General features: G+C 23.8%; 9 protein-coding genes, 1 pseudogene and 1 riboswitch. Of the genes and pseudogenes, 9 read left to right on the forward strand and 1 reads right to left on the reverse strand.

All coding sequences use genetic code 11. The annotated features are described in order from the left end of the window. Positions 1 to 39: 39 nt before the first annotated feature. A riboswitch (cyclic di-GMP riboswitch) is annotated at positions 40 to 131 on the forward strand. Positions 132 to 470: 339 nt separating this feature from the next. From AC4FQ1_RS11110 to dhaM, 8 genes are all read left to right on the forward strand, one after another. Beyond that, positions 471 to 2,222: a sensor domain-containing protein gene (locus tag AC4FQ1_RS11110; protein WP_491147531.1), complete on the forward strand. Its 1,752-nt coding sequence runs from the start codon at positions 471 to 473 to the stop codon at positions 2,220 to 2,222. 184 nt (positions 2,223 to 2,406) lie between these two features. Continuing rightward, positions 2,407 to 3,579: a class I SAM-dependent methyltransferase gene (locus AC4FQ1_RS11115; protein ID WP_491169684.1), complete on the forward strand. Its 1,173-nt coding sequence runs from the start codon at positions 2,407 to 2,409 to the stop codon at positions 3,577 to 3,579. A gap of 100 nt (positions 3,580 to 3,679) precedes the next feature. After that, a complete protein-coding gene (locus AC4FQ1_RS11120) occupies positions 3,680 to 4,252 on the forward strand; it encodes a hypothetical protein (RefSeq protein ID WP_303129265.1) in 573 nt (190 codons plus the stop codon). A gap of 218 nt (positions 4,253 to 4,470) precedes the next feature. Further along, positions 4,471 to 4,635: a hypothetical protein gene (locus AC4FQ1_RS11125; protein ID WP_303129263.1), complete on the forward strand. Its 165-nt coding sequence runs from the start codon at positions 4,471 to 4,473 to the stop codon at positions 4,633 to 4,635. 155 nt (positions 4,636 to 4,790) lie between these two features. Continuing rightward, positions 4,791 to 6,071, forward strand: a complete 1,281-nt coding sequence (locus AC4FQ1_RS11130; RefSeq protein WP_491147526.1) for an L-cysteine desulfidase family protein — start codon at positions 4,791 to 4,793, stop codon at positions 6,069 to 6,071. A 94-nt stretch (positions 6,072 to 6,165) separates the two neighbouring features. Further along, on the forward strand, positions 6,166 to 7,164 hold the full coding sequence (gene dhaK, locus AC4FQ1_RS11135) for a dihydroxyacetone kinase subunit DhaK (protein WP_491147524.1): 999 nt from the start codon (positions 6,166 to 6,168) through the stop codon (positions 7,162 to 7,164). Positions 7,165 to 7,224: 60 nt separating this feature from the next. Beyond that, positions 7,225 to 7,845, forward strand: a complete 621-nt coding sequence (gene dhaL / locus AC4FQ1_RS11140) for a dihydroxyacetone kinase subunit DhaL (protein ID WP_491147523.1) — start codon at positions 7,225 to 7,227, stop codon at positions 7,843 to 7,845. A gap of 71 nt (positions 7,846 to 7,916) precedes the next feature. Then, positions 7,917 to 8,309: a dihydroxyacetone kinase phosphoryl donor subunit DhaM gene (gene dhaM, locus AC4FQ1_RS11145; protein WP_303129255.1), complete on the forward strand. Its 393-nt coding sequence runs from the start codon at positions 7,917 to 7,919 to the stop codon at positions 8,307 to 8,309. 33 nt (positions 8,310 to 8,342) lie between these two features. Here dhaM and AC4FQ1_RS11150 read toward each other — a convergent pair whose 3' ends face one another. Next, positions 8,343 to 9,800 carry a cation:proton antiporter gene (locus AC4FQ1_RS11150; RefSeq protein ID WP_491147522.1) on the reverse strand — a complete coding sequence of 486 codons (1,458 nt, stop codon included), beginning with the start codon at positions 9,798 to 9,800 and terminating at the stop codon, positions 8,343 to 8,345. 599 nt (positions 9,801 to 10,399) lie between these two features. On the opposite strand from AC4FQ1_RS11150, the pseudogene AC4FQ1_RS11155 reads away from it, so the two are divergent. Continuing rightward, a pseudogene (locus tag AC4FQ1_RS11155) lies at positions 10,400 to 10,689 on the forward strand (YgeY family selenium metabolism-linked hydrolase); the annotation flags it as partial.

A 10,689-nucleotide genomic window follows, 5' to 3' on the forward strand; every position in this document is an offset into this window, starting at 1 on the left:
CTTGAAAAGCTTATAAAAATATAGTACTATTTAATAGTAAAAATAAATAGGCAAACTTAGAGAAATTTAAGGACGCAAAGCTATAGGGACTAAGGTTTTTATTTTAAAAACTATGTTAGCCAGTTGCCAAAAAGTAAACATACTTTTTGTTTTTAATTCAGAATATATGTAAATACACAATATATTTATTTTAGTTTAGATTTTGGCTACTCTTATTTTGAGTGGTTTTTTTTTATAATTTTTTAGATATGCCCAACAATTTAAATATTTATATATAATTAATAAAAGCGATAAAAACTATTAATATTAGTTTTTATCGCTTTTATTATTAATGTATTATTTAAAAATATATACTTGATTAATATATGTATTAGTACGAAAATAAAATAGATTAGTAATTTTTGTATATTTTATTATTTAATTAAAAATATTATTTAATTAAATATAATAAGGAGATGTAAATTTAGTATATGAGTAAAAAAAGTCTAAAGAATATAATTAATTCTAAAGAGGCTAGAAAGTATTTAGAGAGAATTGAAAATATTGAAATATTACAAGAATTATATAAAGTAAAAAAGGATAAAAATAATTTGAATATTATAATAAAAAATATACCATTTGCTATTATCTTAAAAGATAATAATAGTTCAATACTTGAAGTAAATGATAATTTTTTGAATTATTATAATATTAAAAGAGAGGATATTATTGGGCAAAATTGGAGATATGAATTTAAAAAAGAACTCATAGAGAAAATAATATTAGAAGATAAAATGGTTATTAATAAAAGGGATAATATTCAATTTATTAGAGAAAAAATAATAAATGGAGAATTGAGAACAATAGAAGTTCATAAAATTCCAGTTTGGGACAATAAAAATAATGTCATAGGAATAGTTGTTATTTACATGGATATAGTTAATTTTGAAGGTTATAGTGATGAATTAAGAAAGTTAATATTTACTGATTCACTTACGGGATTAAATAATAGACGAAGTATATATACATATTTAAAAAAAATTAAGAAAGATACAGAGTATGCTTCATTAATTTCCATAGATATTGATGATTTCAAAAAGGTAAACGATACCTTTGGGCATTATTGGGGAGATAAAGTTTTAGTATTGATTTCTAATATATTTAAACGGGTTTGTAATGATGCTTTTGTAGCACGAATTAGTGGAGATGAATTTATAATTATTTATAAAGATGTAACTAACGAAAAGTTTTTAATAAAAAAGGTTAAAGAAATTATAAAGACTTTAAATTATCAGTTTAGAAAAAGAGAAAAAATAAATTCAATATCAGCAAGCTTTGGAATTTTAACGGATAAAATTAAAGATAATAAAATTGAAGATTTATTAAAAAAAGCAGATTTTGCTTTATATAAAGCTAAAATTAGAGGTAAAAATCAATATGCCTTTTACACTAAAGAATTTGAGAAAGAAAGATTATTTAAATTAGAAATAGAGAGAGAACTTAAAAGAGCTTTAAAAAATAATGAATTAGAATTATATTATCAGCCACAATATACTTATAATAAAAAAATAATAGGATTTGAAGCTTTACTAAGATGGAATAATGAAAAATTTAAGAATGTTCCTGTTGAAAAAATAATCAGTTATATAGAACAAGTTAATATGATAAATATATTTGGAAAATATATATTAAAAAAAGCATTAGTATTTTCAAAGGAAATAAATAAAAATAGAGAAGATCCTATAATTGTATCTGTAAATATTTCGGAAATACAAATAATGTATGAAAATTTTACAGATATAATTGAAAATTTATTAAAAGAAATAAATATAAATCCAAATCTTTTAGGTATAGAGATTACAGAAAACACTTTAATTAAAAATATAAAGTTTAATATAAAGAAACTTAAAAAGTTAAAAAAATTTGGAGTTAAGGTTTATTTAGATGACTTTGGAAAAGGATACTCATCATTAAATTATTTAATTAAATTACCTATATCGGGTATAAAAATAGATAAAGAATTTATACAAAATATGAGTAAAAGTGATGATTATAAAAAATTAGTAAAGTTAGCTGTAGATATAGGACAGTCATTAGAAATTAAAGTTGTTGCAGAAGGAGTTGAAACATACAAGCAACTTCACATATTAAAAGAAATGAATGTTGAATATATACAAGGATATTTATTTTCAAAACCTTTATGCGAAAAAGATGCTAAAAAATTAATTAATAAATTGAAATAAAAGCTTTGGATATAAATTTTAAAAAAGATGCTATAAATTTTTTGCAGCATCTTTTGTTTTATAATAAGACTTTATTTTTATATATTTTTTTCTTAGAGTGTTGTATTATTTTAATATAATAAATTTAATTATGTATAGACATAATTTATTTTAGAGAGAAAACAAAAAGTAAGGTGTGAACTTAATGGAAGAATTAAAAAGAGCTATAAAAGAAATTACAAATGAAAAAGCTTTTAAAATAGTTATAAGTAATAAGATGAACAAAGAAATAGAATATAAAAAGATAAATATTGAATTAAAAGAAAAAAACAATAAAGAATATTATCAAATAGAAAAATATACAGATAAACAAGTTTTTCATGAAAATATTGAGAAAGATAAGTTTGAAGGTAAGCTTTTAGAAATAATAGAAGAAAATTATAAGCAAGTTGATGCTTTTAGTGAAAATTGTAATATAAATATTAAGATTTCTAAAAAGGGAAAAGTATTTTTAGGAAAGAAAAAAGTTGATAATAAAAAGTTATGTGAATCATGTAATAAATCACATAATAAAGAAAAAAATTATATTCTTAAAGAAGGAATGATAATAGAACCTTTAATAGATTTAGGTATATTCACTAAAGAAGGAAAAGCAGTTAAATCAAAATATGATAAGTATAAGCAAATAAATAGATTTATAGAAATAATTGATGATGAGATAAAGAAAAATGAATATAATGATCTTACAATATTAGATTTTGGTTGTGGTAAATCATATTTAACATTTGTACTTTATTATTATTTCGTAAAAATTAAAAATATAAATGTAAAAATGATAGGATTAGACCTTAAAAAAGATGTTATTAAAAAGTGTAATGATATAGCTAAAAAATATAATTATACTAATTTGCACTTTGAACTTGGTGATATAAATGGATTTAAATATAATAATAAAGTTGATATGGTAATTACATTACATGCTTGTGATACAGCTACAGATTATGCACTTTATAATGCAATAAAGTGGAATACTAAAATGATATTTTCAGTTCCTTGCTGCCAACATGAGTTTAATAGTCAAATAGAAACAGATAATTTAAAAATATTAACAAAGTATGGAATAATACAAGAGAGGGTAGCTGCACTTATGACAGATGCAGTAAGAGGAAATCTTTTAGAAACTTTAGGTTATAAAACTCAGCTTTTAGAATTTATTGATATAGCACATTCACCAAAAAATATTTTAATTAGAGCATCAAAGTCTAATATATCAAAAGATAAAAAGCTTAAGTCATTAAATGAAGTGGAAAATTTAATGAAAGAGTTTAATTTAAATCCAACTTTATATAAGTTATTAAAAGAAGATAAGTTAATATAATAAATTTTAGTAAGGTATTAATTAAAATAAATTATGGACTAAAATAGTTTAATATTATATAATAATTATTATTAAGTAACATAAGAAGTGAGGGTAATATATGGATAATAAAATAAGTTTAGTATATGAAAATGGAAAATACACTTTATATATAGATGAAAAAGTAATAAGCGTAAATAAATATATAGATAATGCAATAGATAATTTTACACAAACAATAAATAATAATGCAATATTAAAATCAATTCCTTGGGAAACTATAGAAAAAGATTTAGAAGAAATAAAAGATGATAGATTAGAAATAAATAATGAATTTAAAACACTTACATTTGGAGATATGAAGTACTTTTATAGCACAGATAAAGTATTTAATATGCATGGTGGAAATATGAAACAATTACTTGGAGGATATAACTTATTTTCTTTTGTTGTTAAAATGATAAGTGCAGGATATATAAAAAATTATTTAGAAATACTTAATTTCTGTGAAGAAGTGTTAAGTTATAAGGTAACTTATAGAACAACAGAATCAAGTATTTCTGTTTTAAGTCCATCTTTTAATTATGGTTCTGCAGAATATAACTTTGTAAGTGGAAAAGTTAATAAAGGTGCAACTATAGAAAATATGACTTTTAATGAATATAAACAATATGTTTTAGATAAAATTAAATAATTTTTATATGATTAAATTAAACTCTACTAATGATAATTAGTAGAGTTTTTGTAATAAAAAATAATTAAGGTTATTTAATAATATATTTTTAATAAAATAAAATTCTATAAAGGTTATAAAAATATTTTTTTTATTAAGATTGTAAACAATATCTTAAAGTAGTATATTAATTAAAATAAAAAATGTTAAAGTAATATCATGAAAGGGAGGACTTTAATATGAAAAGATGTTTATATTGTAAAAAAGAGATTAAAGATAATGGATATGAAAATAAAATAGGAAGTTTTTGTTCAGAAGACCATTATGATAAGTATTATAAATCATTATCAAAGGAAGAAATAATTGAAATTATGAATTCTATGTGTGTTTGCAGTGATGATTAAAATAATTATAAATATAAAAAAAATTTGGTGTAAAACTTTATTTATATTATAAGTTTATAATAAAATATTAATGTAATTGATTACAAAAATTAAGATTATAATGATATAATAAAAATATAAAAGACCAATTTCTAATTTTAACTGGAGGGCATTTTATGAGAGACCTATATATAAAAACATTAAAGAGAGAAGTTATACCATCAGAAGGTTGTACAGAACCAATTGCTATAGCTTATGCAGCTTCTATAGCATCTGAAAATTTAGATGAAAAAATAAAATTTATAAACATAAAATTAAGTGCTAATGTAATAAAAAATGCATTAGGAGTTGGGATACCTGGAACTGGACAAGTTGGTATAGAAATAGCAGCAGCACTAGGTGTTGTAATAAAAAAATCTTATAAAAAGTTAACTATTTTATCAAATTTTAAAAAAGAAGAGCTTGAAGAAGCTAATAAAATAGTAAAAGAAAATATTATAAATATAACACAAAAAGATACAGATAAAAGTCTTTATATAGAAGTAGAAGTTATAGGTGAAAAATCAAAGTGTGTAGTAGTTATTGAGGACATACATACAAATGTAACTTTAATAAAAAAAGATGAAGAAATATTACTTGATAAGAAAATAGATAATTTAAATAATGAAGAAGATGAAGATTATAATTTATTTAAAATAGAGTCAATTTATAACTTTGCAAAAAATTGCAAGTTTGAAGATATAAAATTTATTTTAGAAAGTGCCAAGATGAATGGTAAAGTTTCAGCGGAAGGTTTAAAAGGCGGATATGGGTTAGAAGTTGGAAATAAAATTATTGAAAAAGGAAATTTTAATTTATTTTCAAATGATGCATCAAATAAAATAATTGCAGCATCAGCAGCAGCATCAGATGCCAGAATGGATGGTTGTACTATGCCTATTATGACAACAGCTGGTAGTGGAAATCAAGGAATAGCTTGTTCTATGCCTGTTGCAGAAACGGCATATATTTTGAAAAAGTCAGATGAAGAATTAGCAAGAGCTTTAGTATTAAGTAATTTGGTAACCATTCGTATAAAAAAGCATATGGGAAGATTATCACCACTTTGTGGTGCAGGAATTGCAGGTGCAACAGGGGCTTCATGTGGGATAACATATTTACTTGGAGGAAACTTGCAAAATATAAAATATTGTATAAATAATATGCTATCAGATGTTTCAGGAATGATATGTGATGGAGCTAAGCAAACATGCGCTCTTAAAATAGCTACTGGTACAAATGCAGCAATTCAATGTGCAAATCTTGCTATGAATGGAATTACTGCAACATCAAATGATGGAATTGTATCACAAGATGTAGAAAAAACTATTGAGAGTATAGAAAAGTTAATAAAAAATGGTCTTAAAAATGTTGATAATACAATATTAGATATAATGCTTAATAAGAAAAATGGTTAATAGATAAAATAAAAATTTTATAGTTTTTATATTTAAAAATATTTTTTAAAGTTAAATATTAAAATTTATAATATATAAAAAGGGGAGAATATATATGAAAAAGTTAATAAATGATCCAAGCAATGTTTTAGAGGATATGTTACAAGGAATTGTTTATGCGCATGAAGATTATTTAGAAAAATTAGATGGTTTTGATGTGTTAGTTAGAAAAAATTCTAAAGACAAGGGAAAGGTAGCTTTAGTAAGTGGAGGAGGAAGTGGTCATGAACCTGCACATGGGGGATATGTAGGTTATGGAATGCTTGATGCAGCAGTTTGTGGAGCTGTATTTACATCACCAACTCCAGATCAAGTATATGAAGCTATAAAAGCTGTAGATAATGGATCTGGAACATTACTTATAATAAAAAATTATACTGGTGATGTTATGAATTTTGATATGGCAAAAGAAATGGCTGAAATGGAAGGAATAAATGTTGATTATGTTGTTGTAAATGATGATGTTGCTGTTGAAGATAGTCTTTACACAGCAGGAAGAAGGGGAATTGCTGGAACTATTTTTGTTCATAAAATTGCTGGAGCAAAAGCTGAAAAGGGAGCAAGTCTTAAGGAAGTAAAAAATGTTGCAGAGAAAGTAATAAAAAATGTAAGAAGTATGGGAATGGCATTAACATCTTGTATAGTTCCTGCTGCTGGAAAAGCAAATTTTACTTTAGGAGAAGATGAAATTGAAATAGGAATGGGTATTCATGGTGAGCCAGGAACACATAGAGAAAAAATTTCATCAGCAGATAATATAGCTGAGCAGTTAGTAAATAAGATATTATCTGATATGCCTATAGAAAAAAATTCAGAAGTTGCAGTTATGGTAAATGGACTTTCTGGAACACCACTTATGGAATTATATATAATTAATAAAAAAGTTAGAGAAATGCTTAATGAAAAAGGAATTAAGGTTTATAAAACTCTTGTAGGTGAATATATGACTTCTTTAGAAATGGCTGGATGTTCAGTATCAATATTAAAGCTTGATGAAGAGTTAAAAGAACTTTTAGATTCAAAAGCAGATACACCTGCATTTAAAGTATTTTAGAAAATATTATAAAAACACTTAAGATAAATATATAATAGAAGGTTTTATGGAGGAATAAAAATGAATGGTAAAAGGGTTATAGAAGTAATAGGAAAAATAAACGAAAAAATAGATTTAAAAAAAGAATATCTTACAGAACTTGATGCAGCTATAGGAGATGGTGATCACGGATTAAATATGAGCAAAGGATTTAATGCTGTTGTGGATAAACTTAAAGATGATGATGGAAGTAATATAGGTAATATATTTAAAAAGACTGGAATGGCATTAGTATCTAATGTAGGAGGGGCATCAGGACCCCTTTATGGAACTGCATTTATGAAAGGTTCCATGATGGTTAATAATAAAGATAATATTGATATATATGATTTTATAAATGTTCTTAAGGCAGCTCTTGATGGAATTAAACAAAGAGGTAAAGCAGTAGAAGGCGAAAAAACAATGATAGATGCTTTAGAGCCTGCAATAAAAGCTATGGAAGAAGAATTAAAAAACTCTGACAATCCAAAGATTGTTTTAGAAAAAGGTAAGAATGCTGCAAAAAAAGGTGTTGAATTTACAAAGGAAATAAAAGCTACAAAAGGAAGAGCAAGCTATTTAGGAGATAGAAGTATTGGACACCAAGATGCAGGTGCAACATCAATGTATTATATATTAGAAACTATATATGAAGAAATATAAGAGAATTAGACAATTACAAAACAATTTTTTATAAATTTTAAATTAAGTTTTGAGAGGAAGATTAATAATATATGGTAGGATTAGTTATAATATCACATAGTGAAAATATTGCAAAAGGGGTAGTAGAAATGGCTGCTCAAATGGCACCTAATGTTCCTATTATAGATGCTGGTGGTACTTCTGATGGAAGAATAGGTACTGATATGGAAAAGATATCAGAAGGAATTAAAAAAGTATATTCAGAAGATGGTGTTTTAATCCTTTTTGATTTAGGCAGTGCTTATATGAATACTGAAATGGCAATAGATTTTTTAGATGAAGAATTTGATAAAGAAAAAATTCAAATTACAGATTGTGCTCTTGTTGAAGGTGCTATAACAGCAGCTGTACAAAGTAGTTTAGAAGAAAATATTGAAAATATAAAAAATGCTTTAAAGGATTTAAGTTTAAATAAAATTTTATAAAAAAAGATAAGGAGTTTTTAAACTCCTTATCTTTTAATTTTCAGGTAAATGAAGATCACAAACAGTAAGCATATTTAAAGTATCTTCAACAGAATTTTTAATTCCAGCTATTATGATAATATCATCTTTTTTTAGAATAGTATCTGCATTTGGCATAATTTCTTCGTTATTTCTAACAATAGAAAATATTCTACATCCTATAGGTAATTTACATTCTTTAAGTGATTTACCTATAAAATATTCACTACTTAAAACAAGTTCACGTATTATTATTTTATCTGATTTTTCAGATGTTTTAGCTGTATTTTTATCTAAAATTAAAAGTTTCTCAAATAATATAGGGAATATAATACATGAAATAACAGTAGTAACTATAAATGCAGAATAATCTGCTTCATTAATATAACCAAGTTGCATAGCCATTTGAGATCCAACTATAGTTAAACTAAGTTGTGCTGTAAGTATCATTGATGATGCTATAGCATTTCTTATACCATACTTTTTCTTAAGTAATAAGGAAGGTATTAATTTTACTAAAAATAATATTATTAAAAATACAGGTATTTTAGCTATAGAACTTGGGTTTTCAATTATAGAATGTAAATCTATATTTACACCAACCATTATAAAAAATATTGGAATTAAAAATCCGTAACCAATAACATCTAATTGGTGAGAAATTTCTTCTTTTGCTTTTCCAGCTAAAAGAGAAAATATTATTCCAGCTAAAAATGAACCAAGTATTATTTCACTACCAGCTTTTTGAGATATTGCAACAAGTACTAAAACAAGTACAAAGGCACCTCTAACACTTAAATGTAAATTTTTAAATGCTACTAAAGAAATATCTCTTTTTTTAAATATAAATTTAGTAAGTAAATATATAAATATAGCTGCTAAAAATATTATTAAAAATTCAAAGCTTTTTAAAGATAATCCATAAATAGAAACTGAAGAAATAAATGAAATTCCTATTAAACATACAAATTCAGCTATAATACCAAAAATCAATAAAGATTGACCAAATTCACTACTTATAATTTGTTTATTTTTTAAAATTGGAACAAGTAGCCCAGGAGCTGCTGCTGTAAATAAGAAGGTGAAAAATAATCTTCCGTTAGATATTCCAACAAATCTTAATATAAAACATAAAATAAATGATATAACAATTGAAATTACAAACATTTTTATACTTACAAAAATTTTGGAATCTTTTAAAGTTTCACCTTCAACCAATTTTAAGTCATCAAAGTTTATTTCAAGTCCACTTAAAAACATTAAATAAGCAAGACCTAAATCAGATAAAAATATAATCCATACATCTGGATGTATTATGTTTAAAAAACTTTTACCAAGTATTATACCTATAAATATTTCGCCAACTTGATAAGGAACTTTTAGTTTTTTTAATTTTGCCACTAAAAATGGCGTGAAGAAAGCTACGATAGCTAGAATCATTAAAGAATCATAATTAATTAAATGTTCTTCCATTTTAATGTCCTCTTTTCCTAAGTTTTATAATATTGTTTTGTTTAATTTTAATAATAAAAAATAAATTTATCAAGGAGAGTAGTACATTAAAATAATATTATATAAAAATATTCAATAAAATTAAAAGGTAACCTAGAAGAATATTCTAGGTTACCTTAAAACTAAAACAAAAATAAAAGAATGTAAAAATGAAAATAATCCTCAAATAATGAGAATCAAACAACAGGTTTATTTTACCACTAATAGAATAAAAAGTGAATATAAATTTTAAAATATATTATTTTTAAATGGTTTAACATAAAAATTTAAAGCAAATGCTAGAAATTTTAATTATCAAAATGATAAAAAAGTGATTTTTTCCATAAAAGTGGCTTATAAAATGATTTTTGAAGATTATCAAATTGAGAAAGAGATTATCAATTTGATAATCTTCATTTTTTTTATAAATAAAATATATAAATTTAATAAAAAATAGGTAAAAATTTGTGTTAAAACATATACTATAATCTTTTTTATAATAAAAAACTTGGCACAGATATTGCTGATATAAATAAGTGAGAAAAAAAGATAAAGATTTTTACGAATAAGGGGGAGAAATTATGGATTTCGAAAGAATTAAAAAATTATCAAAGGAATACGAACCTCAAATGACAAAGTTTTTGAGAGATTTAATAGCTATTCCAGGAGAAAGCGCTGGAGAAGAAGGTGTTATTAGAAGAATAGCAAAGGAAATGGAATCATTAGGATTTGATAAAGTAGAAATAGATGGAATGGGTAATGTTTTAGGTTATATGGGAACTGGAAAAAAACTAATTGCTTATGATGCTCATATAGATACAGTAGGTCTTGGAGAATTAAGTAACTGGGAATTCGATCCATATAAAGGATA

It is taken from the genome of Clostridium sp. TJA020, assembly GCF_058310295.1.